This is a genomic window from Kineococcus rubinsiae (genome assembly GCF_011839805.1).
Lineage (GTDB): Bacteria > Actinomycetota > Actinomycetes > Actinomycetales > Kineococcaceae > Kineococcus > Kineococcus rubinsiae.
This window is the reverse complement of the sequence record NZ_VWPY01000036.1, coordinates 18005-44896: the sequence shown is the minus strand read 5'-3', so window position 1 is coordinate 44896 and position 26892 is coordinate 18005. Positions and strand designations below refer to the sequence as shown.

The 26892-nt window shown below is 75.6% G+C and carries 31 protein-coding genes; 6 read left to right on the top strand and 25 right to left on the bottom strand.

Annotated elements, in window-relative coordinates; all coding sequences use genetic code 11:
- A partial coding sequence (locus tag F1544_RS16180) for an aromatic amino acid lyase (protein WP_208972005.1) occupies positions 1-784 on the bottom strand: 784 nt, incomplete at its 3' end.
- Between the two features lie 96 nt (positions 785-880).
- On the opposite strand from F1544_RS16180, the gene F1544_RS16175 reads away from it, so the two are divergent.
- Positions 881-1756 carry a MurR/RpiR family transcriptional regulator gene (locus tag F1544_RS16175; RefSeq protein ID WP_208972004.1) on the top strand — a complete coding sequence of 292 codons (876 nt, stop codon included), beginning with the start codon at positions 881-883 and terminating at the stop codon, positions 1754-1756.
- 234 nt (positions 1757-1990) lie between these two features.
- Positions 1991-3637, top strand: a complete 1647-nt coding sequence (locus F1544_RS16170) for an ABC-F family ATP-binding cassette domain-containing protein (protein ID WP_373368092.1) — start codon at positions 1991-1993, stop codon at positions 3635-3637.
- Between the two features lie 149 nt (positions 3638-3786).
- On the opposite strand, the gene F1544_RS16165 is transcribed toward F1544_RS16170, so the two are convergent.
- Genes F1544_RS16165 through F1544_RS16155 form a run of 3 tightly spaced genes read right to left on the bottom strand, consistent with a single transcriptional unit; the run spans position 3787 to position 6393 of the window.
- Positions 3787-4746, bottom strand: a complete 960-nt coding sequence (locus F1544_RS16165) for a co-chaperone YbbN (RefSeq protein WP_167587103.1) — start codon at positions 4744-4746, stop codon at positions 3787-3789.
- A 13-nt stretch (positions 4747-4759) separates the two neighbouring features.
- The gene (locus F1544_RS16160) at positions 4760-5764 is read right to left on the bottom strand and encodes a DUF8094 domain-containing protein (RefSeq protein WP_167587102.1); all 1005 of its coding nucleotides are present in this window, start codon (positions 5762-5764) and stop codon (positions 4760-4762) included.
- Positions 5761-6393 carry a hypothetical protein gene (locus tag F1544_RS16155; protein ID WP_167587101.1) on the bottom strand — a complete coding sequence of 211 codons (633 nt, stop codon included), beginning with the start codon at positions 6391-6393 and terminating at the stop codon, positions 5761-5763. The genes F1544_RS16160 and F1544_RS16155 overlap by 4 nt, the downstream gene beginning before the upstream one ends.
- A 253-nt stretch (positions 6394-6646) precedes the next feature.
- Here F1544_RS16155 and F1544_RS16150 point away from each other — a divergent pair, with 253 nt between their 5' ends.
- Positions 6647-7090: a DoxX family protein gene (locus tag F1544_RS16150; protein WP_167587100.1), complete on the top strand. Its 444-nt coding sequence runs from the start codon at positions 6647-6649 to the stop codon at positions 7088-7090.
- A gap of 44 nt (positions 7091-7134) precedes the next feature.
- On the opposite strand, the gene F1544_RS16145 is transcribed toward F1544_RS16150, so the two are convergent.
- Entirely contained in the window at positions 7135-7476 is a 342-nt protein-coding gene (locus F1544_RS16145; RefSeq protein ID WP_167587099.1) for a thiamine-binding protein, read from the bottom strand.
- A 117-nt stretch (positions 7477-7593) separates the two neighbouring features.
- Here F1544_RS16145 and F1544_RS16140 point away from each other — a divergent pair, with 117 nt between their 5' ends.
- Positions 7594-8739: a coiled-coil domain-containing protein gene (locus F1544_RS16140; RefSeq protein ID WP_167587098.1), complete on the top strand. Its 1146-nt coding sequence runs from the start codon at positions 7594-7596 to the stop codon at positions 8737-8739.
- Between the two features lie 58 nt (positions 8740-8797).
- Here the strand turns inward: F1544_RS16140 and F1544_RS16135 are convergent, their stop codons facing one another.
- From F1544_RS16135 to F1544_RS16125, 3 genes are all read right to left on the bottom strand, one after another.
- On the bottom strand, positions 8798-9535 hold the full coding sequence (locus F1544_RS16135; protein ID WP_167587097.1) for an alpha/beta hydrolase: 738 nt from the start codon (positions 9533-9535) through the stop codon (positions 8798-8800).
- On the bottom strand, positions 9532-10662 hold the full coding sequence (locus tag F1544_RS16130; RefSeq protein WP_308470122.1) for a threonine aldolase family protein: 1131 nt from the start codon (positions 10660-10662) through the stop codon (positions 9532-9534). Before F1544_RS16130 ends, F1544_RS16135 begins: the two co-directional genes overlap by 4 nt.
- A gap of 117 nt (positions 10663-10779) precedes the next feature.
- The gene (locus F1544_RS16125; protein WP_208972003.1) at positions 10780-11082 is read right to left on the bottom strand and encodes an Rv1322 family protein; all 303 of its coding nucleotides are present in this window, start codon (positions 11080-11082) and stop codon (positions 10780-10782) included.
- Positions 11083-11378: 296 nt separating this feature from the next.
- On the opposite strand from F1544_RS16125, the gene nucS reads away from it, so the two are divergent.
- Entirely contained in the window at positions 11379-12071 is a 693-nt protein-coding gene (gene nucS / locus F1544_RS16120; protein WP_167587095.1) for an endonuclease NucS, read from the top strand.
- Here the strand turns inward: nucS and F1544_RS16115 are convergent.
- Positions 12023-12400: an STAS domain-containing protein gene (locus F1544_RS16115; protein ID WP_373368091.1), complete on the bottom strand. Its 378-nt coding sequence runs from the start codon at positions 12398-12400 to the stop codon at positions 12023-12025. The two genes, nucS and F1544_RS16115, sit on opposite strands and share 49 nt — an antisense overlap.
- 463 nt (positions 12401-12863) lie before the next feature.
- Between F1544_RS16115 and F1544_RS16110 the strand changes: the two genes are divergently transcribed.
- Positions 12864-13199: a hypothetical protein gene (locus F1544_RS16110; protein ID WP_167587093.1), complete on the top strand. Its 336-nt coding sequence runs from the start codon at positions 12864-12866 to the stop codon at positions 13197-13199.
- 46 nt (positions 13200-13245) lie between these two features.
- On the opposite strand, the gene F1544_RS16105 is transcribed toward F1544_RS16110, so the two are convergent.
- The 16 genes from F1544_RS16105 to F1544_RS16030 all read right to left on the bottom strand — a co-directional run bounded on the left by F1544_RS16105 (position 13246) and on the right by F1544_RS16030 (position 26868).
- On the bottom strand, positions 13246-13677 hold the full coding sequence (locus tag F1544_RS16105) for a DUF2550 domain-containing protein (protein ID WP_167587107.1): 432 nt from the start codon (positions 13675-13677) through the stop codon (positions 13246-13248).
- Between the two features lie 33 nt (positions 13678-13710).
- Positions 13711-13935 carry a F0F1 ATP synthase subunit epsilon gene (locus F1544_RS16100; RefSeq protein WP_244308808.1) on the bottom strand — a complete coding sequence of 75 codons (225 nt, stop codon included), beginning with the start codon at positions 13933-13935 and terminating at the stop codon, positions 13711-13713.
- A 113-nt stretch (positions 13936-14048) separates the two neighbouring features.
- On the bottom strand, positions 14049-15512 hold the full coding sequence (gene atpD, locus F1544_RS16095; RefSeq protein ID WP_167587091.1) for a F0F1 ATP synthase subunit beta: 1464 nt from the start codon (positions 15510-15512) through the stop codon (positions 14049-14051).
- A gap of 43 nt (positions 15513-15555) precedes the next feature.
- On the bottom strand, positions 15556-16464 hold the full coding sequence (locus F1544_RS16090) for a F0F1 ATP synthase subunit gamma (RefSeq protein WP_167587090.1): 909 nt from the start codon (positions 16462-16464) through the stop codon (positions 15556-15558).
- Between the two features lie 34 nt (positions 16465-16498).
- Positions 16499-18154 carry a F0F1 ATP synthase subunit alpha gene (gene atpA, locus F1544_RS16085; protein WP_167587089.1) on the bottom strand — a complete coding sequence of 552 codons (1656 nt, stop codon included), beginning with the start codon at positions 18152-18154 and terminating at the stop codon, positions 16499-16501.
- Positions 18155-18338: 184 nt separating this feature from the next.
- Positions 18339-19169 carry a F0F1 ATP synthase subunit delta gene (locus tag F1544_RS16080; RefSeq protein ID WP_167587088.1) on the bottom strand — a complete coding sequence of 277 codons (831 nt, stop codon included), beginning with the start codon at positions 19167-19169 and terminating at the stop codon, positions 18339-18341.
- Positions 19166-19684, bottom strand: a complete 519-nt coding sequence (locus F1544_RS16075; protein WP_167587106.1) for a F0F1 ATP synthase subunit B — start codon at positions 19682-19684, stop codon at positions 19166-19168. The genes F1544_RS16080 and F1544_RS16075 overlap by 4 nt, the downstream gene beginning before the upstream one ends.
- Before the next feature lie 114 nt (positions 19685-19798).
- Positions 19799-20005 carry an ATP synthase F0 subunit C gene (gene atpE, locus F1544_RS16070; protein ID WP_167587087.1) on the bottom strand — a complete coding sequence of 69 codons (207 nt, stop codon included), beginning with the start codon at positions 20003-20005 and terminating at the stop codon, positions 19799-19801.
- Positions 20006-20063: 58 nt separating this feature from the next.
- Positions 20064-20864 carry a F0F1 ATP synthase subunit A gene (gene atpB, locus F1544_RS16065; RefSeq protein WP_167587086.1) on the bottom strand — a complete coding sequence of 267 codons (801 nt, stop codon included), beginning with the start codon at positions 20862-20864 and terminating at the stop codon, positions 20064-20066.
- 91 nt (positions 20865-20955) lie between these two features.
- Entirely contained in the window at positions 20956-21189 is a 234-nt protein-coding gene (locus F1544_RS16060; protein ID WP_167587066.1) for an AtpZ/AtpI family protein, read from the bottom strand.
- A 29-nt stretch (positions 21190-21218) separates the two neighbouring features.
- Positions 21219-21680: a Cg1360 family ATP-synthase-associated protein gene (locus F1544_RS16055; protein WP_167587085.1), complete on the bottom strand. Its 462-nt coding sequence runs from the start codon at positions 21678-21680 to the stop codon at positions 21219-21221.
- 144 nt (positions 21681-21824) lie between these two features.
- Positions 21825-23033 (bottom strand): glycosyltransferase family 4 protein, encoded by a 1209-nt coding sequence (locus F1544_RS16050; protein ID WP_167587084.1) that lies wholly within the window; start codon positions 23031-23033, stop codon positions 21825-21827.
- Positions 23030-23782: an L-threonylcarbamoyladenylate synthase gene (locus tag F1544_RS16045; RefSeq protein ID WP_167587083.1), complete on the bottom strand. Its 753-nt coding sequence runs from the start codon at positions 23780-23782 to the stop codon at positions 23030-23032. The genes F1544_RS16050 and F1544_RS16045 overlap by 4 nt, the downstream gene beginning before the upstream one ends.
- Before the next feature lie 79 nt (positions 23783-23861).
- Entirely contained in the window at positions 23862-24752 is an 891-nt protein-coding gene (gene prmC, locus F1544_RS16040; RefSeq protein WP_167587082.1) for a peptide chain release factor N(5)-glutamine methyltransferase, read from the bottom strand.
- Between the two features lie 52 nt (positions 24753-24804).
- Complete coding sequence (locus F1544_RS16035; protein WP_167587081.1) at positions 24805-26379, bottom strand: serine hydrolase domain-containing protein; 1575 nt, start codon at positions 26377-26379, stop codon at positions 24805-24807.
- 3 nt (positions 26380-26382) lie between these two features.
- A complete protein-coding gene (locus F1544_RS16030) occupies positions 26383-26868 on the bottom strand; it encodes an ArsR/SmtB family transcription factor (RefSeq protein WP_167587080.1) in 486 nt (161 codons plus the stop codon).
- Between the last annotated feature and the right edge of the window lie 24 nt (positions 26869-26892).

The window sequence follows — 26892 nt, the reverse complement described above, 5'->3', positions numbered from 1 at the left end:
GCGCGGGGTGCACGGGGTCGTGGCTCGCGCCCACCACGGCGGCCGAGGCGGCCAGCACGACGGGCACCTGGGCGAGCAGCACGCGCGCCTCGCGGACGCGCAGCAGCGCCAGGGCGGTCGCGGCCGGGACGCCCTCCAGGAAGGCCACGCCCTCCTTGGGGCCGAAGCCGGCCGGCCCCAGCCCGGCGGCCGCGAGCGCCGCCGCCCCGTCCGCCGAGCCGTCGGCGTCCGCCTCAGCCGTCCCGGCGAGCACCCGCCCGCCGCCGAGGACGACCGCGCCCGCGTGGGCGAGCGGCACGATCTCCCCCGCGACGCCCGTGCCGCGCGCGGGGACCGCCGGCAGCACGTCGGCCCGGAGCAGCGCGACGAGCCGGTCCGCGAGCTCGGGGGACGCCCCGGCCTCGGCGTGCAGGAGGGTGCGCAGCCGGACGGCGAGCAGCGCCCGCGTCTCGGCGCAGGTCAGCCACGGCGCCGAGCCGACGGCCCGCCCCACCACGAGCGCGTCCTGGTGGCGGGCCTGCGCCGCCGCGTCGAGCGTCACCCCGGCCAGCGCCCCCATGCCCGTGGTGACGCCGTAGACCGGGCCCGCGGTCCGCAGCGCGGCCAGCGTCGCGGCGCGCGAGGCGCCCAGGCGCGCGCGCAGGCCCTCGCCGAGGACGACCGTGACGCGGCGGTCCGCGAGGGCCAGCACCGCGTCGGCGTCGAGGTCGCCCGGCTGCCGGAGCACCAGCTCGGGCCCGGCCGGGGCCCGCCCGGGCCCGTCGGGGTGGTCCTCGGTGCCCACGGTGCTCCCTCGCTCGTCCTCCCCGGATGCTCGCACGCCCGCGCGGTGCGGCCGGAGCGTGCGGCTGGGTCCGCGCCCGCGTGCCAGAGTCCTCCCGTGAACCGCCCCGAGCCCGTGCCCGAGCCCGAGGGCCCGCAGGCGTGGCTGCTGGCGCGCGGCCGCGAGCAGCGCCTGTCACCCACCCAGCGCCGCGTCCTGCAGTGCCTGCTCGACGCGCTGCCCGGGGTGGCGTTCCTGTCGGCCGCCGAGGTGGCCGAGCAGGCCGGGGTGAGCCAGCCGACCGTGACCCGCTTCGCGCACGCCCTCGGCCACCGCGGCTGGTCGGAGTTCCGCGCGGCCCTGCGCGACGTGGTGCTCGCCGCCCCGGCCGCCGCGGGGCCCGTCCCCGCCCCCGACGAGCCGTTCGACCACCGCGTGGCCGCCCTCGACGACGAGCGCGCGAACCTGGAGACGCTGCGCCGCAGCGTCGGAGGGGGCGGTCTCGACGCCGCGGTGGCCCTGCTGGCCGGCACCCGCCCCTTCGGCGTCCTCGGCCTGCGCGCCTCGGCGGCCCTGGCCGAGCACCTCGGCTACTTCGCCCGCCGCGTGCTGCCGGGCGTCCGCGTCCTGACCGACGGCTCCACCGCCGAGGACGGCGTCCTGCAGCTGCACGCCGACGGGGCCACGGCGCTGCTCGTCCTGACCCTGCCCCGCTACCCGGCCGCCACCGTCCGCGCGCTGCGGCAGGCCCGGGCGCTCGGGCTCGCGACCGTCGTCGTCGCCGACACACCGCTGGTGCCCTTCGCCGCCGACGCCGACGTCCTGCTGGTCGCCCCCGTCGGGCGCGGGCTGGTGTTCGACAGTCACGCCGCCGCCGTCGTCCTCGCGATGAGCCTCCTGGACGCCGTCGCGGCGAGCGACCCGCAGCGCACCCAGGCGCGCCTCGAGGCCCACGAGGCCCTCGTCGAGAGCTGGGAGCACGTGGAGCGCTGAGCGCCCGGCCCCGCGGGGCCGCAACCGGTTTGACCGGCGCCGAGCGCGCACCGCAGGATCGGCTGCGTGCGCAGCTGAGGACAGTCCCGCTGTCCGCCCTCACCGAGGCCCCACCGCCCCCCGGGCGGTCCTCCCGCGCTGCCCCCAGGAGCTCCCGTGCCCGACCCCGTCCCCGCCACGTCGCCGTCGTCGAAGCGACGGCGCAACCCCCGCCCCGAGGCGCTGCCGCCGCGGCTGCCCGACCCCGTCGGCCCGGACGGCGAACCGCCGCTCTCACCCGTCCTGCTGGGCGTCGCCCACGGCTACGCGCACCGCCACGTCCTGCTCGACGTCACCCTCGCCCTGGCCCCCGGCGTCGTCACGGGCGTCATCGGGGAGAACGGTTCGGGCAAGTCGACGCTCCTGCGGCTGCTGGCCGGTGTCGAGGACCCCGACGAGGGCACCGTGCTCGCCCCGGCGGGCAGCACCGGCTACCTGCCGCAGGACTCCCCCGCCCCGCTGACCTGGACGCTCGCCGAGCTCGTGGACGACGCCCTCGCCGACCTGCGGGCCCAGCAGCGGCGGATGGGCGAGCTGGAGGCCGCGATGGGGGTGGCGGACGCCGACCTCGAACCGCTGCTGGCCGAGTACGGCGAGGTGCTCTCCGCGTTCGAGGCGCGCGACGGCTACGCGGCCGACGCCCGGGTCGACGCCGCCGCGCAGGCGCTCGGCGTCGGGGACCTGCCGCGCGAGCGGACGCTCGCGACCCTGTCGGGGGGCGAGCGCTCCCGCTGGCACCTCGCCGCGCTGCTGGCCGCCGACCCGGCCGTGCTGCTGCTCGACGAGCCCACCAACCACCTCGACCCCGACGCGGCCGCGTGGCTGGAGCGCGACCTGCTGGCCCGGCGCGGCACGACCGTCGTCGTCACCCACGACCGCACGTTCCTCGACGAGGTCGCCGCCGAGCTGCTGGAGGTCGACGCCGACACCCACGGCGTCACGCGCTACCCCGGCGGCTACGGCGACTACCTGCGGGCGACGGCGGCTGAGCGGCGGCAGGCGCTCGCCGAGCGCGCGGCGTGGCAGGAGCAGCTGGACCGGCTGCGCGGCGAGGGTGACGAGACCGCGCGCCGCGTGGCGCACGACCGCGACCGCACCGACAACGACAAGGTCGGCTACGACGCCAAGGCCGCCCGCGTGCAGAGCGCGGTCTCCGGCCGCGTGCGCGCCGTCGCCGGGAAGGTCCGCCGCCTGGAGGCGGACCCGGCCCCCCTGCCCCCCGAGCCGCTGCGCTTCACGGTGCCGGCCGCCACCGACGCCCCCGAGGTGCCCGACGGCGTGCTGCTCGCCGCCGACGGCGTCGCGGTGCCCGGCCGGCTGGCACCCGTGGGCCTGCGCCTGGAGGCGGGTGGGCGGCTGCTCGTGACGGGCCCGAACGGCGCGGGCAAGTCCACGCTGCTCGACGTCCTCGCCGGGGTGCTGACCCCGGCCGCGGGGTCCGTGCAGCGCGGCGGCTCGCTGGGCCTGCTGCGCCAGGACCCGGAGCCGCACCCGGCCGGGCGCACCGTCCTGCGCGCGTTCACCGCGGACCGCGGCGGCCCGCCGGAGGAGGAGATCGCCCGGCTGCTCGCGCTGGGCCTCCTCACGCCCGAGCAGCTCGCGCAGCCCGTGGCGGCGCTCTCGACGGGGGGCCGCCGGCGCCTGGACCTGGCGCGGCTGCTGGCCGACCCGCACGACGTCCTGCTGCTGGACGAGCCGACCAACCACCTCGCCCCGCGCCTGGTCGAGGAGCTCGAGCACGCCGTCGACGCCTTCCCGGGGGCCGTCGTCGTCGTGAGCCACGACCGGTGGTTCCGCCGGCGCTGGACCGGCGACGAGCTCGTCCTCACCCCCGCGCGCTGACACGGGCAGCGCTGGACGGCGGGGCGCCTCCCGGGCGCCCCGCCGTTCAGCTCAGGCCGTTCAGCTCAGGCCGTTCAGCTCAGGCCGTTCAGCTCAGGCCGTTCAGCTCAGGCCGTTCAGCTCAGGCCGTTCAGCTCAGGCAGGACCGCTCAGAAGAGGGCGCGGGAGAGCGCGGCGCGGGCCGTCGTGACGCGCGGGTCGTCGGTGCCGACCACGGCGAAGAGCTCCAGCAGGTGGGTGCGGGCCGTGTCCCGGTCCTCGCCGACCGTGGTGGAGACGATGCGCAGCAGGCGCGCGAACGCGTCCTCGACGTGCCCGCCCACGAGGTCGAGGTCGGCCACGACGACCTGCGCGGCGACGTCGTCGGGGGCGGCGGCCGCGGCGGCGCGGGCCTCCTCCAGCGAGACGCCCTGCACGCGGCGCAGCACGCCGACGCGGGCGAGCCCGGCGGCGGCCTCGGGGTCGCGCGGGTCCTGCGCGACGGCCCGCTGGTAGGCGGCCGCGGCCGCGTCGAGGTCCCCGGCGGCGAGCGCGGCCTGGGCCTCGGCCTGCAGCGGCGGCACCGGCGGGGCCGCGGGCTCGGCGGCGGCCTGCTCGATCGGCGCGAGGCGCCCGGTCACGCCGTTGGCCTCGGCGACCCGCAGCAGCTCCTCGAGCACGCCGCGGATCTCCTCCAGGGCCGGGTAGCTGCCGGTGAACAGCGGGATCGGCTGCCCCTTGACCACGGCGGCGACGATCGGCACGGCCTGCGCCTGCAGCGACTGCACGAGGGACTGGGCCAGCGAGGGGTTGGCCTGCGCGTCGATGCGGGCCAGGAGGATGCGGCCGTCGAGCTCGGTGGCGAGCGTCTGCAGCGCCTCGGCGCCGGTCTCGTACCCCTCGGCCCAGAGGTCGAGGACCACGGGGACCTCGAGGGACTGCTGGACGACGTCGGCGAAGGTCTCCTCCGTGACGTCGACGGCGTAGGGCGACCTCGGGGCGACGGCGGCGGGGTCGGTGGCCGCGCGGCGGGCCACCTCCTCGCGGCGGGTGTTCCGGGCGGCGAGCGCACCGAGGTCGACCGCTCCGCGCAGGTTGAGGTTCGCGCCGGGAGGCGTGGGCTGCGTCATGGCGGTCAGCTTCTCACGCAGCGGTGACGGACACCGGACCGCTCTCGGCGGCCAGGACCCGCACGGGACCGCCGTCGGTCGGCGGCACCGCGAAGGCCACGACCTCCTCGCGCACGACGGTCGCCGTCGTGGCCTGCTGGCGGCCCGCGAGGGCGGCCAGGACCGGGTCGAGCGTGCCGGGGCGACCGCCCGCCGGGCCCTTGGAGGTGCTCTCCCAGCGCAGCGCAGCCACGACGAGGGCGCCCCCGTCGCGGGTGCGGACGGCGAGCACGGTCCCCGGCTCGAAGGTGTGGGTCTGCGTGAGGGTGCCGCCTGCGCCGGTCAGCGCCGCGGTCTGGGCGGCCGTGGACGCCGCGACCTCACCGCGGTAGGCGTCGTCGGCGAACTGCCCGGCGAACTCGCTCGCGCCGCCCTTCGTCAGGACGTCGGCGTAGTGCTCGGCCACGGCCTGCGGGGCCGCGACGAGGTTCGTCGTCTCCCCCGCCGCGACGACGTCCACGCCGGCCGCGGGGGCGTCGGTGGGCGGCAGGCTCACGCCGGGCAGCAGCGAGGGGGTGCCCCAGACGCGGTACGGCTCCCGGGCCGACTCCGAGCGCAGGACGACGAGCGACGGCTTCTGGTCGGCGCCCGGCTCGGTCACGGTGAAGAAGAACCGGGGCCAGGCCTCCTGGCGGGGCAGCATCGAGGTCAGCGGGGCCAGCTCGTCGGCGGCCCCCGTGCCGGCCGGCTGCGCCCCGGCGGCGCGGATGGCGAAGGCCGCGGCGCGCAGGTCCCGCTCGGGGCCCTGCACGCGCGCGGGCAGCAGCGCCGGGTCGCCCGCGGTGTCCGCGGCGAGGAGGGCGTCCGAGGCCGCGGTGACGATGCGCGCGGCCTGCGCGGGCTCGACGACGATCGGCGTGCGCGCGGGCGCCGCCGGGGTGCTCGCGACGGGCAGCGTCGCGCAGCCGGCCAGCAGCGACGCGGAGCCGGCGAGCGCGGTGACCAGGAGGGCGGTGCGGGAGCGGGGGGTGCGGGTCACGAGGAGGCCTTCCGTCCGGCGAGCAGGACCGCGACGGCACCGAGCACGAGCAGCACGGCGCCCGCGACGACGAGGGGCACGGCGGAGGGGTGCTCGGCCTGCTCGCCCTGCAGCGCCCAGGTGATGGACACGGTGCCCGGGGCCGCGGCGGACCCGTCGGTGGCCGCGAGGGCCACCACCCCGCCCTCGACCTCGGCGCTCGAGGAGCGCGGCCAGTCGAGCGCGGCGCTGCCCGCGCCCGAGGCGGTCGCGAGCCAGATGTCCGCGACCCGCGGGTCGGTGGCCGCGGGTCCCGTCGTGGACCGCGTGGTGAAGGCGGGGGCGTCGAGCTCCCCCCGCACGCCGGTGAGCTCGGTGCGGGAGGCGTCGCCCAGCCAGGCCGTGACGTCGGAGGCGCGCGCGATGCCGAGGAACACCTGCTGCTGGGCGGTGCCCGTGGCGCGCAGCGAGGCCTGCGGGCCGGTGAGCTCGAGCAGGCCCGGGGCGGTGACGACGGCGGTGCCCGGGTCCTGCGCCCGCTCGGTCACGGCGAGCTGCGTCGGGGGGGCCAGGACGGTCAGCAGCAGCGTCCCGGCGACCGCGCAGCCCAGGCCCGCGAGCAGCAGGAACCAGGCCAGCACACGCTTCACGTCGTCCTCCGCTCCTCGTGAGCACTCCACCGGAGGGTTCAGCGGAGCGTGTGTCGGAGGACACCCTAACCACGCTGCGGGGCGGGTTCCGCCGTCCCGGCCCGCTGGGTAGCGTCGGTCCCGGTCGCCTCCCCGACCGCCGCCGACCCCTCCGCAGGGGCGCGCGGCGGGGCCGCGGGAGGCGGTGCACGGCCGCGCCAGCTCGTCCCGCCCAGGGTCCGCCGGACCCTCCCCCGACGCAGAGGACCGACCGATGACCACGTCCACCAGCACGCTCCCGCGCCCCCGCACGGCGCGCCCCGACGCCACCTCCTCGGTGGGCCTGCTCCTGCTGCGCCTCGTCGCGGGCGGGCTCCTGCTCGTGCACGGCGTGCCGAAGCTCAGCGCCCCCGAGCAGACGCTGGGCGCCGCCGCCGGGCTCGGCGTCCCCGTCCCCGACGTCGCCGGCTGGCTGCTGATCGCCGGGGAGGTGGGCCTCGGGACGCTGCTCGTCCTGGGGCTGCTCACCCGGCTCGCCGGCCTGCTCGTCCTCGTGCAGATGGGCCTGGTGTGGTTCCTCGTGCACCGCCCCGACGGCCTCCTCGTCGAGGGTCAGGTCAACGGCGAGAACGCGCTGCTGCTCGGGGCCGCGGGCCTCGCGCTGGCGTTCACCGGGGCCGGGCGCCTGTCCGCGGACGCCGGGCGCCGCAGGGCCTGACCCTCCGCTCCCTCACCTGCGGGCGGGGGGCGGGGCCGCCGCGGTCACTGCCCGCGGCCGGCCTCGCCCTGCGCGCGCTCGACGGCCGCCTCGAGGCGGTCCAGCTTGCCCGTGAGCTCGCCCTCGTGGCCGGGCCGGATGTCGGCCTTGAGCACCAGGGACACGCGCGGACCGTGGCGGCCGACGGCCTCGCAGGCGCGGCGCACGACGTCCATGCACTCCTCCCAGCTGCCCTCGACCGTCGTGAACATCGAGTCGGTGCGGTGCGGCAGGCCGGAGGAGCGCACGACGAGGACGGCGTCGGCGACGGCCGCGGCGACCGAGTCGGGTGCGCCGCCCTCGGGAGCCGGGCCACCGGACGGGGAGACGGAGAAGGCGATGAGCACGGCGCCACGCTAGAGCGTGTCCGGTCACTGCGCGTGTCGTGTCCCTCCGGGATGCGCGCCCGCCCGCACTACGCTGCTGGCGACGCACTTCCCCCCGCGGCCCCGGAGGTCCCGACCGTGTCCAGCGACTCCCACGACGCCTTCAGCATCGTCGTCCGCGGCTTCGACCGCGCCCAGGTCGAAGCCCGCCTGACCAGCCTCGAGGCGGACCTGCGCGAGGCGCGCGCCCGCGTGGAGGAGTCCGACGCCCGCGCGCTGCGCGTGGCGGGCGAGCTCAGCCAGGCGCAGCGCGAGCTGCGCGAGCACGAGCGGCCCAGCTACTCGGGCCTCGGCGCGCGGATGGAGAAGCTCCTCCGCCTCGCCGAGGACCAGTCGGGCGAGATCCTGCGCTCCGCCCGCCGCGACGCCGACCGGCTGCGCGAGGAGGCCCGCACCGAGGCGGCGCAGACGATCTCGCAGGCCGACGAGGACGCCCGCCGCCGCACCGGCGAGGCCGCCCGCGACGCGCAGGAGATCGTCGCGCGCGCCCAGGCCGAGGCCGGCGCCGTCCTGGAGTCCGCGCAGCGTGCGGCCGCCGAGACCACCGCGGCCGCCGACCGGGCCGCCGAGCAGGTCCGGCGCGCCGCCGAGCACGAGGTCGCCGAGGCGCTCGCCACGACCGAGCGCCAGGTGGCGGCGACCCGCACGCAGGCCGAGCGCGAGGTCCTGGAGCTGCGCTCGGGTGCCGAGGCGTCCGTGCGCGAGCAGGAGCTGGCGCTGGCCGCGGCCCGCGAGCGCGCCGCCGAGGAGGACCGCCAGCGCCTCGAGGTCGCCGCGGCCCGCACGAGCGCCCGCATCGCCGAGGCGGAGCAGCGCGCGGCGGACGCCGAGGAGCGCGCGAAGGACGCCATCGAGCAGGCCGAGTCGATCCGCCAGGACGCCGTGGCCCAGGCCGCGGTGCGCGCCGAGACCGCCCGCCGCGAGGCCGACGAGCTGCTGAGCGACGCGCGGGCGCGGGCCCAGCAGATGCTCGACTCCTCGCGCGAGCAGGCCGAGCGCAGCCGCACGGGGGCGCAGTCCGAGGTGGACGAGCTCATGCACCAGCGCGACCAGATCACCGCCCAGCTCGACGACCTGCGCGGGCTCCTCGGCCTCGGTGGCGGCGACGGGCAGGGCGGCGGCGACGCGCAGTCGTCCGGCCACCAGGACGTCGTCGACCTCACCGACGACGACGCGCAGCAGACCGCGGGAGCGCCGGCCCAGCCGGCGGGCGCCAGCAGCTGACGGGCGCCATCAGTTGACGGGGCCGGCCGCTGACGGTCTCCCGCCGCCCACCCGCCCCTCAGGGCCAGCGGGTGGGCAGCGGGGCCCGCGCGGGGTTGACGCGCGCGACGACCTCGTCCAGCACGCGCCGCACCGCGGCCTCCCCGACCCACAGGTGCTTGGCCCCCTCGACGGCCACCACCTCGGCCTGCGGCAGCAGCCGGAACCGCTCGCGCGCCTCGGCGGGGCGCAGGAAGTCGTCGAACTCCGGCACCAGCGCCGTGACGGGCAGGCCGGTCTCGCCCCACGCGACGAGGTCTGCGGGCGCGGACCACCGCAGCGGCGGTGACAGCAGGATCAGCCCCTCCACGAGGGGGTCGCGGCCGTGCACGAGCGCGAGGTCGGTGCCGAAGGACCAGCCGAGCAGCCAGACGTGCGGCAGCCCGGAGAACTCCGCGAACTCCAGCGCGGCCGCGACGTCGTAGCGCTCCGCCCCGCCCGCGTCGAAGGTGCCGCCGCTCGTGCCGCGCGGGCTCGTCGTGCCGCGCGTGTTGAACCGCAGGACGGCGAGGTCGGCCAGCGCCGGCAGCCGGTAGGAGGCCTTGCGCAGCACGTGGCTGTCCATGAAGCCGCCCGCCGTCGGCAGCGGGTGCAGGGTCACCAGCGTCGCGACGGGGTCCCGCTCGGCGGGCAGCGCCAGCTCCCCGACCAGGGTGACGCCGTCGGCGGTGTGCAGCTCGACGTCGCTGCGCCGGGCCGGGAGCACCGTCGCGGCCCGGATCTCCTCGCCCGCGCCGTCGCCCGGCGCTGCGCTCACGCGCCGCCCCGGTGGGCCGCGAGCTCCTCGGCGACGACGGCGAGCAGGCCGTCGACGTCCGCGGGCTCGGTGTCGAAGCTGCAGACCCAGCGGACCTCGACCGTGTCCGGACCGCGGTGGGCGTCCCAGACGTGGAACGGCACGCGCGCCGCGGCACGGGCGGCCACGGCGGCCGGCAGCTCCGCGAAGACGCCGTTGCTCTGCACGGGCCGCGTGAGCCGGGCCCCGTCGAGCGCCTGCACGCCCGCGGCCAGCCGGGCCGCGCTCGTGTTGGCGGCCGCGGCGTTGCGCTGCCACAGGTCGCCCTCCAGCAGGGCGAGGAGCTGGGCGGAGACGAAGCGCGCCTTCGAGGTCAGCTGCAGCGACTGCTTGCGCAGCCGCCCCACGCCGGGCGCGGAACCGGGCGCGGTCACGACGACGACCTCCGCGATCGCTCCCCCGTTCTTGGTGCCGCCGAAGGAGACCGCGTCGACGCCGACGGCCGTGGTGATGTCGCCCAGGTCCGTGCCGAGCGAGACCGCGGCGTTGGCCAGGCGGGCCCCGTCGACGTGGACGCGCAAGCCGAGGCGGTGGGCCGTCCGGCACAGCTGCGTGAGGTGCTCGACGGAGTAGACGGTGCCGAGCTCGGTGCTCTGCGTGAGGCTCAGCGCCCCGACCGGGGCGGCCATCGGGCTCGAGGCGGCCGTGACCGCCCGCTCGAGGTCCGCCGGGTCGATCAGCCCGTCGGGGCTCGGCAGGGGGATGAGCTTGGTGCCGGCGACGTGCTCCGGGGCCCCGCCCTCGTCGAGCAGGACGTGGGCGTCGGAGGAGACGAGCACGGACTCCCAGCGCTGCGTGAGCGCCTGCAGCGCCACGACGTTGGCGCCGGTGCCGGTCAGGACGGGGAACGACTCCGCGTCCGGGCCGAAGTGCTCGCGCAGGGACGCCTCGAGCGCCGCGGTGTACGGGTCGCCGCCGTAGCTGCCGACGTGGCCGCCGTTGGCCGCGACGAGGGCGGCCAGGACGTCGGGGTGCATGCCGGAGGCGTTGTCGCTGGCGAAGGCGCGGACGCCGGCGTCGTGGCGGCGCCGGCTCGCGGCCGGCGCGGGGGCCGCCTCGGCGGCGGAGGTGGGGAGGGTGGTCGACACCCCGCGACGGTACCGACCGGCGGCGACACCGTCGCCGCCAGGCGCGCACCACGACGACCGGGGACCGGTGGCGAGGCCGAGGCGGTGGGGTCGGGCGGGCTCAGGCGGGCTGCGGGGTCACCAGGTGCCGCGGCGGCCGCGGGCGGAGAAGCACGCCCGGTGCCAGTGCCGCCGCTCGGAGGCGCCGTCGCCCGCGCTGAACGTCCCCCGCGAGGGCCACACGACGAGGTGGGGCGTGCCGGGGAGGATGTCCTGGGCGCAGCCGGGGCAGCGGTAGGTCTTGGTCGAGGTGGCCCCGCGCAGCTCCCGGACGACCCAGTCGCCGTCGGGGCCCGAGACGGTGCGGTCGACCCCGGCGCCCAGCAGCCCCCGCGGCGGCGGGTCGGGACGGCGTCGGTGGGAGCGCGGCACGGGGACCATCCTGCCCGCTCCGCGCGCCGGGGCCCGCCGGGGCGGGGACGACCGCGCTCCGCGGGCCCGCCGGTCGACCGGCTCCTGACGTCAAGCCGGGCGCGTGCCGCGGCGGTGTCCCCTCCACACCACCGTGGCCGCGCCCGGTTCGCTCTCCCCTTCGCGGGAGCGCCCGGTTTCGTTACACGCGGCCTGCGCACCGGCGTGGCGCGGCGGTCGCGCGGTGGGCGGAGCGGCTCCGCGGGGTGCCGGTGGCGCGTGAGGGTGGCGGGGGCGCGGGCCGCCAGCGCCTAAGCTCGTCGACCGTGCGCCTGGTGATCGCCCGTTGCTCCGTCGACTACGCGGGACGCCTGTCCGCCCACCTCCCGCTGGCCACGCGCCTGCTGCTGGTGAAGGCGGACGGCAGTGTCCTCGTGCACTCCGACGGCGGCTCGTACAAGCCCCTGAACTGGATGAGCCCGCCCGCGCGCCTCACGGTGGCGCCGGCCGCCGAGGACGCGGCCGAGGGGGTCGTGGAGACGTGGACGGTCCAGCACCTCAAGAGCGACGACCAGCTCGTGGTGTCGATCCACCAGGTGCTCTCCGACGTCTCCCACGACCTGGGCGTCGACCCGGGCCTGGTCAAGGACGGCGTCGAGGCGCACCTGCAGAAGCTCCTGGCCGAGCACATCGAGACCCTCGGCGACGGCTACCAGCTCGTGCGCCGCGAGTACATGACGGCGATCGGCCCGGTGGACATCCTGGCCCGCGACGCCGGCGGCGCCACGGTGGCCGTGGAGCTCAAGCGCCGCGGGGACATCGACGGCGTCGAGCAGCTCACCCGGTACCTGGAGCCGCTCAACCGCGACCCGCACCTGAGCCCCGTGGCCGGCGTCTTCGCCGCCCAGGAGATCAAGCCGCAGGCCCGCGTGCTGGCCGCGGACCGCGGCATCCGCTGCGTGACGCTGGACTACGACGCCTTGCGGGGCATGGACGACGGGGCCGGCAAGCTGTTCTGAGCCTCTCCCGGGCCGCGGTCGGCGCCCGGGAGGTGCTCCTCGCCCGCGACGACGAGGACGCGGTGCAGCTTGGTGACGCGCAGCAGCCGCAGGACGGGCAGCGGGACGTCGTCCAGCACGAGGCGGCGCCCGAGGCGCTGGGCCCGGCGGTGCGCGCCCACGAGGACGCCGAGGCCCGTGGCGTCCGCCACCACGGCCCCCTCGAGGTGGGCGAGGAGGTCGCCCGTCCCGGCGTCCAGCGCCGCGTGCAGCGCGGCGCGCACGTCGGGCACCGAGTGGACGTCGAGACGCCCCGCGATGCGGACGACCTGGCCGAAGGCCTCCTCCACGACGCGGCCGGAGGGGCCGTCCCCGGCGTCCGCGGGCCCGCGGGCGGAGCGGCGAGCCGCGACGTCGTCGTCGGGCCGGCCTCCCGGGCGTGGTCTCGTGCTCCTGCTGGTCCGTGCAGCGACCTGGATCGCCATGTGTTCCTCCCCCGAGGACGCCGGTCATCGTCACCGGCTCTGACGCAGGACCCCCCGTTCCGGTTGCACCCCGTCGCCGATCGACGCCGGTGGCGTCGGGGAGCGGTGGGGCGGGAGGAACGGGTGGGAACCCTGTGAGCACACTCTGCCATCGCTCGCACGCGGAGAGTGAGAGAATCGCCAGAGCGTTACCGGATGGTGAGCACGGCTTCTCGGCTTCGACGACCACGGTACCGGCTCCCCGGGGCCTCGGCCCGCGTTCGCGGCGGTTCCGGGGAGAGGACGCCCGGGACGCGAGGCACACTGTGCGCGTGCACCGGACGACAACGTGAGCTGGGACAGCTACCACTACGCCATCGGGCCGACCGTCGCGCTCGTCGTGGTCGCGGTCCTCGTGCTCCTGCTGCGGTGGACGTTCTCGCACGGCCGCAGCCTCGTGGAGCGCCGCCCCGAGCGCGGCAGCAGCGACGAGTACGGGCTGCTGGAGGTCGTCTCGGCGCCGTCGACGTTCGTCGAGGCCGAGGTGCAGCGCCGCACCCTCGTCGACGCCGGCATCCGCGCCACGCTGGCCCCGACGACCGAGGGGCCCCGCGTCATGGTCTTCCCCGACCAGGCCGGCCTGGCCCGGCAGATCCTCGACGGCCAGGGCCGCCCGCCGGCCTGAGCGCCGCCGCAGGAGCCCTCGGTGGTCGCGACGTCGGTGAGCGGGTTCAGGCCACGTTGACGTTCTGGCCCGGCGGCGCGGACTCCAGCCACGAGGCGAAGCCCGTGTAGGCGTCCGTGCTCATCGCGAGCTCCAGGGGTTCCCGCTCGACGCGGCACTGCACGACCATCGCGCCCGGCTGCACCGCCAGGACCTCGGCGCCGGCCGGGTCGCGCCGGTCCAGGACGTCGAGCGCCCCCCGTGCGAACGTGCACGAGGGGCGTGGCGAGAAGGAGAAGGTCCGGTACCAGTCGAGGCGGTCCACCTCGTACCGGGCCACCCCGAGGGCCCAGCGGCGACGGCCCGCCTCGGGGTGGCGCAGCGAGCAGTCGAACGTCCCGAGCCGGCCGGAGAGCTTGCGCCGGCGCAGGACGATGACGACAAGGGACACCAGGAGCAGGAGCGCGCACGCGCCTGCGACCTCCAGGGAGAGAAGCAGCTCCTGCACCCGGTGTGCCTCGCCGTCAGGTGATCAGTGGACCGACGAGGGCGAGGCGGCCGGGCCGACCTCGACCTCCTCGGCGACGATCGTCACGCGGTCGTGGTCGACGGAGAAGAAGCCGCCGTCGACCTGGGCCGTGATGCCCTCGGAGCCGGAGCCGATGATCTTGACCTCACCGGTCTGCAGCACCGCCAGCAGCGGCTCGTGACCGGGCATGATCCCGATCTCGCCGTCCGCCGTGCGGGCCCGCACCATCGACGCCTCACCCGACCACACCTGGCGGTCGGCGGCGACGAGCTCGACCTGCAGCGCCACGTCCTACTCCTGTCCTCGGGGGTCCGTCTGTCGTGAGAGGGGGAACTCCCGCGTCAGCGGGAGGTCTCCTTCTGGATCCGGTCCCAGTTGCGCTCGACGTCCTCGAGGCCACCGACGTTGAAGAACGCCTGCTCGGCGACGTGGTCGAACTCGCCGTCGGCGATCTTCGAGAAGCCCTCGATGGTGTCCTTCAGCGGCACGGTCGACCCGGCGACGCTGGTGAACTTCTCCGCCATGTACGTGTTCTGCGAGAGGAACTGCTGCACGCGCCGCGCACGGCTGACGGTGAGCTTGTCCTCCTCGGAGAGCTCGTCCACGCCGAGGATCGCGATGATGTCCTGCAGCTCCTTGTTGCGCTGGAGGATCTGCTTGACGCGCACCGCGGTGTCGTAGTGGTCCTTGGCGATGTACAGCGGGTCGAGGATCCGGCTGGTGGAGGTCAGCGGGTCGACCGCGGGGTACAGACCGCGCGAGGCGATCTCGCGGGAGAGCTCCGTCGTCGCGTCGAGGTGCGCGAACGTCGTGGCCGGCGCGGGGTCGGTGTAGTCGTCCGCGGGGACGTAGATCGCCTGCAGCGAGGTGATCGAGTGACCGCGGGTGGAGGTGATGCGCTCCTGCAGGACGCCCATCTCGTCGGCCAGCGTCGGCTGGTACCCGACGGCGGACGGCATGCGGCCGAGGAGGGTGGAGACCTCGGAACCCGCCTGGGTGAAGCGGAAGATGTTGTCGATGAAGAGCAGGACGTCCTGCTCCTGCACGTCGCGGAAGTACTCCGCCATCGTCAGCGCGGACAGGGCGACGCGCAGGCGCGTGCCCGGCGGCTCGTCCATCTGGCCGAAGACCAGGGCGGTCTTGTCGAAGACGCCGGCCTCGGCCATCTCGCCGATGAGGTCGTTGCCCTCGCGGGTGCGCTCGCCGACACCGGCGAACACCGACACACCGCCGTGGTTCTGGGCGACGCGCTGGATCATCTCCTGGATGAGGACCGTCTTGCCGACGCCCGCACCGCCGAAGAGGCCGATCTTGCCGCCGAGGACGTACGGGGTCAGCAGGTCGATGACCTTGATGCCGGTCTCGAACATCTGGGTCTTCGACTCGAGCTGGTCGAAGGCGGGCGCCTTGCGGTGGATGGGCCAGCGCTCGGTGACCTGGAGGGTCTCGCCCTCCTCCAGGTTCAGGCAGTCGCCGATCGCGTTGAAGACGTGGCCCAGCGTGCCGTTGCCGACGGGCACGGAGATCGGGGCGCCCGTGTCGGTGACGGGGGCGCCGCGGACCATGCCGTCGGTCGGGTTCAGGGAGATCGCCCGGACCATGTTGTCGCCGAGGTGCGAGGCGGCCTCGAGCGTCACGGTCGAGGTCTGGTCACCGATGGTGACCTCGACCTTCAGGGCGTTGTTGATCTCGGGCATCGTCGACGCGGAGAACTCGACGTCGACGACGGGCCCGATGACTCGGGCGATGCGGCCGGTCGCGCCACGGTCAGTGGTGCTCGGCGCTTCGGTGGCGGTAGCGGTCATGATCGCTCCTCGGGGTTCAGCGGTTCTGGGGGGCGGGCGGGGGTCAGGAGGTCGAACCGGCCGAGGCGAGCGCGTCCGCGCCGCCGACGATCTCGGTGATCTCCTGGGTGATCTCCGCCTGCCGGGCGTTGTTGGCGAGGCGCGTCAGGTTCTTGACGAGCTCCTCGGCGTTGTCGGTCGCCGACTTCATGGCCCGCTGGCGGGCCGCGAGCTCGGAGGCCGCCGCCTGCAGGAGGCAGTTGAAGATCCGGCTGTTCACGTACTGCGGGAGCAGCGCGTCGAGGACCTGGTCGGCGCTCGGCTCGAACTCGTACAGCGGGGCCAGGTCGCCGTCACCGGGGGCCTCGACCCCCTCGACGACCTCGAGCGGCAGCAGCCGGATGACCCGCGGCTCCTGGGTCACCATGCTGACGAAGTGCGTGTAGACGACGTGGATCTCGTCCACCCCGCCCTCGCCCGCGTCCTTGCCGAAGTCCTCGACGAGGCGGACGCCGATCTCCTTGGCGTCGGAGAACGCGGGCTTGTCGGTGAAGCCCACCCACTCCTGCGCCACGGTCCGGCGGCGGAACTTGTAGAACGCCGACGCCTTGCGGCCCACCAGGTAGGGGGCCACCTCCTTGCCCTCCGCGCGGAGAGCCGCCGTGAGGCGCTCCCCCTCGCGGAGGACGTTGGAGGAGTACGCGCCGGCGAGGCCGCGGTCGGAGGACAGCAGCAGCACCGCGGCCCGCGTGACGTCCGCCTTCTCCGTGATCAGCGGGTGGTCCAGCGAGCTGTTCGACGCCGCCGCCGACACGGCGCGCGTGAGCGCCCGCGCGTACGGCGACGACGCCTTCACCGCTGCCTGCGCCTTGACGATCCGCGACGCCGCGATGAGCTCCATCGCGCGCGTGATCTTCTTGGTCGCCTGCACCGAACGGATCTGCCGCCGGTAGGCCCTCAGCTGGCCTGCCATGTCCTCGCTCCTCTGCCGTCTGCGCCGGGAGTGATCAGGCTTGACGGGACGCGTGCGCCCCGCCCTTGCGGGTCGTGATCTGCTCCTGCTGCACGTCGTCCGGGTCGGTCGACCCCTCGTCGGTGTCCGCGGGGGCCTCGGGCTCCGCGGCGCCGAACTGCGGCTTGAAGGCGTCGATCGCCTTCTTCAGCGCGTCCTTGGCACCGTCGGAGAACTGCTTGGTCTCCCGGAGGCCCTGCAGCACATCGGCGTTCTCGCGCTTGACGTAGTCCAGGAACTCGCGCTCGAAGCGGTTGATGTCGCTCACGGGCACCGAGTCCAGCTGCCCCGTGGTGCCGGCCCAGATCGAGACGACCTGCTCCTCCACCGAGAAGGGCGTGTACTGCGGCTGCTTGAGCAGCTCGACGAGGCGCTCACCGCGGGCCAGCTGATTGCGGCTGGCCTGGTCGAGGTCCGACGCGAACATCGCGAAGGCCTGCATCGAGCGGTACTGCGCGAGGTCCAGCTTCAGGGTCCCGGAGATCCCCTTGATGGCCTTGGTCTGCGCGGCACCACCGACGCGGGACACCGAGATGCCGACGTCGATCGCGGGACGCTGGTTCGCGTTGAACAGGTCGGACTGCAGGAAGATCTGCCCGTCCGTGATGGAGATGACGTTGGTCGGGATGTACGCCGAGACGTCGTTGCCCTTCGTCTCGATGAACGGCAGGCCGGTCATCGAACCGCCGCCGAGCTCGTCGGACAGCTTCGCGCACCGCTCCAGCAGGCGGGAGTGCAGGTAGAAGACGTCGCCCGGGTAGGCCTCGCGGCCCGGCGGGCGGCGCAGCAGCAGCGACACGGCGCGGTAGGCCTCGGCCTGCTTGGACAGGTCGTCGAACACGATGAGGACGTGCTTGCCCTGGTACATCCAGTGCTGGCCGATGGCCGAGCCGGTGTAGGGCGCGAGGTACTTGAAGCCGGCCGGGTCGGACGCCGGGGCGGCCACGATCGTCGTGTACTCCATGGCGCCCGCGTCCTCGAGGGACTTGCGGACGGCCGCGATCGTGGAGCCCTTCTGGCCGATGGCGACGTAGATGCAGCGGACCTGCTTCTTCGGGTCGCCCGACTCCCAGTTGTCCTTCTGGTTGATGATCGTGTCGATCGCGATCGCCGACTTGCCGGTCTGGCGGTCACCGATGATCAGCTGACGCTGGCCACGGCCGATCGGGATCATCGCGTCGATCGCCTTGATGCCGGTCTGCATCGGCTCGCGGACCTCCTGGCGCTCCATGACGGAGGCGGCCTGGAGCTCCAGCGCGCGGCGGGCGTCGGTGGCGACCGGGCCGAGGCCGTCGATCGGGTCACCGAGCGGGTCGACGACGCGGCCGAGGTAGCCGTCACCGACGGGGACCGAGAGGACCTCACCCGTGCGGTGGACCTCCTGGCCTTCCTCGATGCCGGAGAAGTCGCCGAGGACGACGACGCCGATGTCGCGCACGTCCAGGCTCAGGGCCAGGCCGAGCGTGCCGTCGGCGAAGCGCAGGAGCTCGTTGGCCATGACGGAGGGCAGGCCCTCGACGTGGGCGATGCCGTCACCGGCGTCGGACACGACACCGACCTCTTCGCGCGCGGCTGCGCCCGGGTCGTACGACGCCACGAAGGCGTCGAGCGCGTCCCGGATCTCCTCCGGGCGGATGGTCAGCTCGGCCATGGGATGCCCTGCTCTCCTTCTCGGGTACTGCCGTCTCGTTCGGGTGCTCGGTCCCGGACCGGGGTCCGGACCGCCGAGCGGCGGTGTCGTTCGCGTGCCTGCACCCCATCATCCCCCGCCCTCGGGAGGGCGGTCGACCGGAGCGCGGGCGGTTCGCGCACAGCGTGCGCGGGAGGGACGGGCCTCAGCCCGCGAGCCGGCGCCGCGCCTCGGCGAGGCGGGTCGAGAGGGAGCCGTCGATGACGTCGTCGCCGACGCTCACCCGCAGGCCGCCGACAAGACCGGGGTCCACGTCGATGTTCAGGCGCACGGGGCGGCCGTACTGGCGGGCCAGCCCGGCGGCCAGGCGCTCCTGCTGCTGCTCCGACAGGACCTGGGCCACGACGACGTGGGCCAGCAGCTGCTGGCGGCGGGCCGCCGCGATCTCGACGTACTCCTCCAGCACCCGCTCGGCGCGCACACCGCGCGGCGACATGGCCACCCGGCGCACGAGCTGGACGGTCTCCGGGGACGCCTTGCCGACGAGGAGCTGGGCCACGAGCGTGGCCCGGTTCTCCGCCGGGTAGGTGCGGTCGGCCAGCGCGTCGCGCAGACCGGCGTTGCCCGCGATGGTCCGGGAGAACCGGAAGAGCTCGTCCTCCAGCGCCTCCAGCCGTCCGGTGCGGTCCGCCTGCTCGACGACGGCCAGCACCGCGAGGTGCTCGGCCGCGTCGGCGATCTCGCGCCCGGCGCTCCAGGTCCCCGACGCCAGGGCGGCGACGACCTCCAGCGCGGCCGGCGAGATGCGCCCGGCGAGGGCGCGGCGGACGAAGTCCGCCTTGCTCTCACCGGAGCGCGACGGGTCCGTCAGCGCCCGGCGGAGCCCGATGGACTCGTCGAGCAGCGTGGTGACCGCGAAGAGGTCCTCCCCCGTGCGACCGGCGTCGGAACCCTCCCCGGCGAGCTGCCGCTCGAGCACCTCCTGGGCGCGGGCCACGCTGGTCCGCGCCGCGAGGGAGTCGAGGTGGTGGCTCATCGGGTCGAGACCCCCTGGGCCTCGTCGCGCTCGAGGTCGGCGAGGAACCGGTCCACGACGCCGCTCTGGCGGGCGGAGTCCTGGAGGGACTCGCCGACGATGCGCGACGCGAGGTCGGTCGCGAGGCGCCCGACCTCCTGGCGCAGCTGCGCCGTGGCCTGGGTGCGCTCGGCCTCGATCTGCTGCCGGGCCGCGGTAGTGATGCGGTCCGACTCGGCCTGGGCCTGCTCGCGCAGCTCCACGACGATCGCCGCGCCCTGCTGGCGGGCCTCCTCGCGGATGCGGTTGGCCTCGGTGCGGGCCTCCGCCAGCTGGGCCTTGTACTCGTCGAGCGCGGCCGCGGCCTCGGCCTGGGCGCGCTCCGCCTTCTCGACGTTGCCCTCGATGGCCGCACGCCGCTCGGCGTACATGGCCTCGAGGCGAGGGACGATCCTCTTCGCGACGAAGAGGTAGAGCGCCGCGAAGACGACGATGCCGAAGATCAGCTCCCCGAGGTGGGGGAGGATCGGGTACATCGGGTCGCCGGGCGTCGTCTCCTCGGCGGCGGCGGCGAACACCGGCGCTGCTAGCTGCACGGCTCCTCCTCAGAGCTCACAGGGGCGTTGTCTCGCTGAGTGGGGGTCGTCGGCTCAGCGGAAGACGAACGCGAGGGCGAGACCGAAGATGGCCAGCGCCTCGGTGAGGGCGAAGCCCAGGAAGGCGATGGTCTGCAGCATGCCGCGGGCCTCGGGCTGGCGAGCCACCCCGTTGATGTAGGCGGCGAAGATCAGACCGACGCCGATGCCGGGGCCGATGGCCGACAGGCCGTAGCCCAGGATCGCGATGTTACCTTCCATGATCCTCTCTCATTCCTTTCGTTTCAGGACCGGTGACGGTCCTGGCTTGAGGGTTGGGTCAGTGCTCGTCGGCGAGGGAGCCGGCGATGTACAGGGCGGCGAGGAGCGTGAAGATGTAGGCCTGCAGGAACTCGACGAGGAGTTCGAAGACCGTCATCACGACGCCCATGCCGAAGGTGGGGATGGAGAAGATCTGCAGCCCGAGGCTCCCGGAGTGCAGGAGCATGTACTCGCCGCCCGTGATGAACAGCAGCAGCAGCAGGTGCCCGGCGAACATGTTGCCGAACAGACGCAGCGCCAGCGTGACGGGGCGGGTGATGAAGTACGTGATCAGCTCGAGCACGAAGACGAGCGGCTTGATCCAGCCCGGCAGGCCCGGCGGCAGCAGGCTGCCGAGGTAGCCACCGAGACCGCGGCGCTTGATGCCGAGGTAGTGGTAGACCACGAAGATCACCAGGGCCAGCACCAGCGGGAACGCGATGCGCGCCATCGTCGGGTACTGGAAGAACGGGATGATGCCGAAGAGGTTGTTCAGCAGGATCAGCGTGAAGCAGCTGAACAGCAGCGGCACGAACCGGAGGAAGTCCTTCGACCCGATGATGTCCCGGGCGATCGAGTTGCGGACCAGCCCGTAGGTGGCCTCCGTGAGCATCTGCCCCTTGCCGGGGACGATGCTCAGCCGCCGCGTCGCGACCGACAGCACGACCATGATGATGACCGCGGAGATCACCAGGACGATGGCCGGCCGGGTCACCGCGAGGGCCCCGCTGGTGCCGAAGAGGGGCTGCCAGAAGTCGGGCGAACCGGGGGCGGTGAAGCCTTCCTCACCGCCTGCAGCGGCCAGCAGTCCGAGGCTCACGTGTACTCCTCCGTGCGAACGTCATCGTGGGAACGGGTCGTCGACGCGAGAGCGCTCGAACAGACGACCTCGAGGGTGATCTCTGCGGCCGTCACGGCGTACCGTACCGGAACCACACGTAGTAGACGGCCAGCGCCATCCCGCCCACGATGCCGATCCCGACGATGAAGTCGGTGCCGAGCAGGTGGTCGAGGAGCCAGCCGAGGCCACCGAAGCCGAGCACGCCCGCCAGCAGGTAGGACGGGATGTTCCACGCCCGCGACTCCTCCAGGCGCCCGCGGTCCTCGGCGTCCGGCGTCGGGTCGGGAGTGGGGTCGGCGGTCATGGCGAGCTGAACGCTAGCAGTGGAACGACTCACGACTCCCCCCCGCCGGCGGGGGGCGTGCGCTCGGACGCGGCCGCGGCGAACACCGGGATGCGGAGCTTGACGAAGGCGTGCATCTCCGCGGCCAGCCACACGACGGCCGTGATGATGACCGACAGGCCGAGGGCCGGGCCGTCCACCCAGGAGATGCGCGTCAGCAGGATCATCGCGACGCCCAGCACCGCGATCTTGCCGGTGTAGACGCCCAGCGCGACCGCCAGGACGAGCTGCGGGTTGGAGCGCGCGGTGCGGCGCATCACGAGCAGCCGCAGGCCGAAGAACAGCAGGACGATGACCGACCCGAGCAGGGAGGAGACGAGGCCCGAGCCGCCGCCCGTCAGGGCGAAGACCACCGCGCACACCACGGCCGCCGCTCCGCCGGCCAGCAGGGCACGGCGCAGGAGGGACCGGTAGGCGGTCTCCACCTGGGTACCGGCATCGCTGTCGCTCACGGGAACTGCTCTCTGTCGTCGGCGGGTCGTCCGAGGGGATGTCGGCTCGTCGGCGGCCACCCGACCACACGCGAGGGGGTCGGGGAGACTTCGTGAAAGCTATCACGAACGGGAAGTCCTACGCTCCGTCGGACTCGCCCCGGCTCAGGTGCGCGAGGCCTCCGAGGAGGGTTCCGGCGAGGTCGCCGGACCCTCCCCGACCGCGGTCGGCGCGCCGGGACGGGCCCCCGCGACGGGCCCCGGTGCGGGGGCCGCGGTGCGGTGCGAGCGGCGCCAGTACAGCGGCCCGAACGTGAAGGCGAGGACGACGCAGCCGGCCGCCACGGCGACGCCGAGCGCCTGCGGCAGCGGCAGGAACGCCGAGGCCGCGGCGCCGAAGCTGAGGAAGGCGGCCCAGGAGTACATGACCAGCACGGCGACCCCGTGCGAGTGCCCCATCCGCATGAGCCGGTGGTGCAGGTGCTTCTTGTCGGGGTGCCAGAACGCGGTGCCGGCCCGGGTGCGGCGCACGACGGCGAGCAGCATGTCCCCCAGCGGGATCAGCAGCACCGCCACCGGCAGCAGCAGCGGGAAGAAGGCCGGGACGATCTTCTCCGCGGCCACGACCTCGGGGTCCACCGTGCTCGTGGCCGCGATGGTCGCCGAGGCCAGCAGCAGGCCCAGCAGCATCGACCCCGAGTCGCCCATGAAGATGCGGGCGGGGTGGGCGTTGTGGGGCAGGAACCCGACGCAGCAGCCCACCGTCACCGCCGCGATCAGCGTCGCCAGCGAGGAGTAGTCGTCGGGGGCCGCGCCGCGCTGCAGCGCGTAGGAGTAGAGGAAGAACGCGATGGCGCCGATGCCGACGATGCCGGCCGCGAGCCCGTCGAGGCCGTCGATGAAGTTGACGGCGTTGACCGCGACGAGGACGACCAGGACCGTGATGAGCATCATCATCTGCGGGCTCAGCAGCGTGACCCCGGCGACGGGCAGCTGCAGCAGGCTCACCCCCTGCCAGCCCATGATCCCGGCCGCGAGCACCTGCCCCGCGAGCTTGGTCACGGCGTCGAGCTGGACGATGTCGTCCGCGACGCCGACCGCGCAGACGATGACGGCCCCGACGAGCACCCACAGGGGCCCCGGGCGGGTCTCGAAGACGCGGGAGAGGAACGGGGTCCTGCTCGCGACCAGCAGCGCGGCGCCCACGCCGAGCAGCATCGCCACGCCCCCCATCCGCGGCACCGGGACGGAGTGCACGTCCCGGTCGCGCAGCGGCGTCATCGCACCGACCCGCTGCGCGAGCCGCCGGACCAGGGGGGTCGTCAGGTACGTCACCGCGGCGGCGACGACGATGACGAGCAGGTAGGCCCTCATCCGCCCGCGGCCCCGGAGTCCGCGCGCTCGCCGGCCTCGTGCGCGGGCGGCTCCTGCTCCTCCTGCGGGACGGCCTCCCCCACCGGCTCCGCAGCGGGCTCGGGCTCCTCGCGCCAGCCCTTGGGGACGGCGAGGCGGAGCTCGTCCTCGCTGAGGGCGCCGACGCGCAGGACGCGCAGCCCGCCGTCGGAGGCGTCGACGATGGTCGAGGGCAGCCCGCGCGGGCTCGGGCCGCCGTCGAGGAACACCTTGACCGACTCCCCGAGCTGCTCGACGGCCTCCTCGACGGTCGTCGCGGCCGGGCGGCCGGTCAGGTTGGCGCTGGAGACGGCCATCGGGCCGGTGCGGGTCAGCAGCTCCAGGGCGACCGGGTGCAGCGGCATGCGCAGCGCGACCGTGCCGTGGGTGTCGCCCAGGTCCCAGTTCAGCGAGGCCTGCGCGCGGCACACGATCGTCAGCGGGCCGGGCCAGAAGGCGTCGACCAGCTCGCGCACCGCGAAGGGGATCGCCGAGGCGAGGCCGTCGATGGTGCGCACGTCGGGCACCAGCACGGGCGGGGGCATGTCGCGCCCGCGGCCCTTGGCCTCGAGCAGCCGGCGCACCGCGGCGGGCGAGAAGGCGTCGGCGCCCAGGCCGTAGACGGTGTCGGTCGGCAGCACGACGACCTCACCGCGCTGGACGGCGCTGTGCGCGGCGGCCAGGCCGCGCTCGCGCTGCTTCGGGTCGGCGCACGGGAAGGGGGGTCTCACACGAGGCAGTGTCCCACCGCCGGGCGGAGTCGGACCCGCACCCGGTGCTCCCGGCGGGTCCGGGAGGGGGCGGGCCGGCTCAGCGGCGACGGGCGGTGGTCGAGCGCGGACGCCCCGTCAGGTCCCGGTGGCTCTCCACGTCTGCCCAGGACGCGGCGTCGAACATCCGCCGGGCACCGGCCTCCTGGACCTCGGCGTGCTCCACGACGACGAGCCCGCCCGCCCGCAGCAGGCGGGCCGCGGCGGCCACGACGCGGCGCGGCACCTCAAGGCCGTCGTCCCCGCCGCCGTACAGCGCGACCTCGGGGTCGTGCTCCGCGACCTCGCGCTCCTGCGGCACCGCACCCGGCGGGACGTAGGGCGGGTTGCTGACGACGACGTCGACCCCGCCGTCGAGGTCGCCGAACGCCGTGGCGGCGTCCCCCAGGCGCAGGTCGACCTGCGCGCCGAGGCGGGCGGCGGTCTCCTCGGCGTTGCGCTGCGCCCACGCGTGCGCCAGCGGGTCCAGCTCGACGGCGTGCACCCGGGCGCCCGGCACCTCGGCGGCCACGGCCAGCGCGATCGCGCCGGAGCCCGTGCAGAGGTCGACGACCACGGGCCGCCCGCCCTGCGCGGCGAGGCGCCGGGCCTCGTCGACGGCGAGCTGGGCGACGCCCTCGGTCTCCGGCCGCGGCACGAACACGCCCGGCCCGACCGCGAGGTCGAGCTCGCGGAAGCCCGCGCGCCCGGTCAGGTGCTGCAGGGGGACGCGGTCGGCGCGCTCCTCGAGCAGGGCCGCGAACCGGGCGGCGACGGCCGGCTCGACGTCGCGCCCGAGGGCCGCGAGCACGCCCAGCCGGGACCGCTCGACCCCGAGCGCGTGGGCGAGGAGGACCTCCGCGTCGGCGTGCGGGCTGGGCACGCCCGCCGCGGCGAGCCGGTCGGTCGCGGTGCCCAGCAGCGTGCGCACCGCGGTGCCCGTCCCGTCCACGGTCCCGACCCTCCCACGGCGGGGCCGGACGGCAGGCCGGCGGGGAGCCGACTCAGGACGCCCCCGTGAGCACCGCGGCCACGACGGCGACGCTCACGGCCGCCCCCGCCCCGGCCCCCAGCCAGCGGCGGGCGGCGTGCTCGCCGGGCCACGCCAGCGAGCGCCAGCGCGCCGCCGCCAGGGCGAGCGCCAGCGCCGCGACGGCCACCGCGAGCAGCCACGTCGACGCGGGCACGACCTGCCAGGCGCCGAGGGCGCGCGCCAGCACCAGCACGGCCGCGAGCGACAGCGCCTCGGTGGGCACCCCGAGCCGGTCGGGGAGCTTCCCGGACCGGGACACGCTGCGGCGCAGCGCGGTCGCCAGGCTCGACAGGGGCAGCAGGAGGAGGAGCACGGTCACGAGCACCGGCAGGCTCCGCCACGAGCGGTCCGCGACCGGCTGGCTCATCCGCACCCCGAGCAGGCCCAGCGCGACGGTCTGGGTCTCGGCGGTGGAGGGGGCCGTGACCGCGGCCCACTCGCGCGAACCCGTGTCGAGGGCGATCGAGGAGACCCCGCCGCCGGTGCGGCCGTTGAACAGCAGCAGCGTCCGGCCGTCGCGCTCGTAGGTCAGCCAGCCCCAGCCCGTGCGCAGGTCCTCCTGGCCCGCGCCCGTGCGGGGGCCGGTGGCCGCGAGACCGGGCGCGGTGCCGTCCGCGACGGCGGCGAGCAGGCGGCCGAGGTCGTCGGCCGTGGACCAGACGCCCGTCCCCGCGGGTGCGCCGCCCGCGGAGAGCCAGGGCGTCGCGGCGGCGCCGTTGGCGGCGACCTCGTGGGCCGCGCCCGCGGGCGGCCGGGACGGGGCGGCCGCGGTGTCCGCCATCCCCAGGGGTTCGAGGACGCGCGAGCGCAGCAGCTCGGGGTAGGGCACCCCGACGCGCGTCGCGAGGGCGTGGCCCAGGACGGAGGCGCCGAGGTTGGAGTAGCGGTACTCCCCCGGGTCCTTCCGGAGCCGCGTGGAGGCGGCCTCGTCGAGGACGCCGTCCGGCGTCTGGCCCGCGTAGGGGTTGCCGTGGGTCACGTTGGCCAGCAGGCCCCGCACGAGGCGACCGCCGGTGAGCGACGGCAGCCCCGAGGTGTGGGTGGCGAGCTGGTCCAGGGTGAGGGCCGCGACCTCGGGGGGCAGGCCCGCGTCCGGGTGGACCTCGCCCAGCGTGGTGGAGGGCTGCACCTCGCCGCGCTCGACGGCGTCGGCGAGGAGGAGGCCGGTGAGGGACTTGGTGACCGAGCCGATCTCCTGCGGCGTGGCGGTCGTCAGGGGCCGCTCGCGGCCCGGGCGGGCGTCGGCGCGACCGACCGCGGCGGCCGCGGTCGTCTCGCCCCCGCGGCCCGTCACCGCCGCGAGGCCCTGCACGGGGCCGTCGCCCGCCGCGGCCCGCAGCCGCTGGACCAGGGCCGGGTCCCCGGTGCTGTCGGCGCTGAGGGCCGGTGCGTGTGGGAGCGCGGGGACGGCGAGGGCGGCGGCGAGCAGCGCCACCAGCGCGGACACCACCCAGGCGCGCCGCGTCGGCCGGGGCAGCCGGAGCCGCGGCGGTCGGCCGGGGGGCGGCGTCGTGCGGGTGCCGGAGGACGTCTCAGGCAGGGTCACGGGTCACCTCAGTCCGGCGGCGGCGAGCAGGGTCAGGAGCGGGACGACGCGCTCCGGCGGGACGGCGTAGAGGCCGCGCCCGGACGCCGTGAGCCAGCCCTCGGCGACCAGCTGGCGCAGGTGGTGGTAGAGCTGCCCCGACGTGCCGAGGCCCTCGGAGAGCTCCGCGACGGTGTGCCGGCCGGCGAGGACGCCGCGCAGCAGCTGCAGGCGCACGGGGTGGGCGAGCGCGGACAGCGCGCCGACGACGTCGGTGAGGTCGGCGTCCAGCATCGGGGCCGTCGGGACGGTCTCCTGCCACTCGTAGTGCCCCCCGGCCGGCAGCGTCACGGACCCCGTGAAGAGCACGGCGGAGCGGTCCTCCGCGCGGCGCCGCAGCTCCGTCAGCGCCCAGAAGTCGTCGCGCAGCCGGGGGTCCTCACCGTCGGCGACGCGCGCCTCGAGGGCGTCGAGCCGCTTCTCCAACAGTCGCCAGCGTTCGTCGTCCATGCGTAGAGACTACGCAGATCCGTA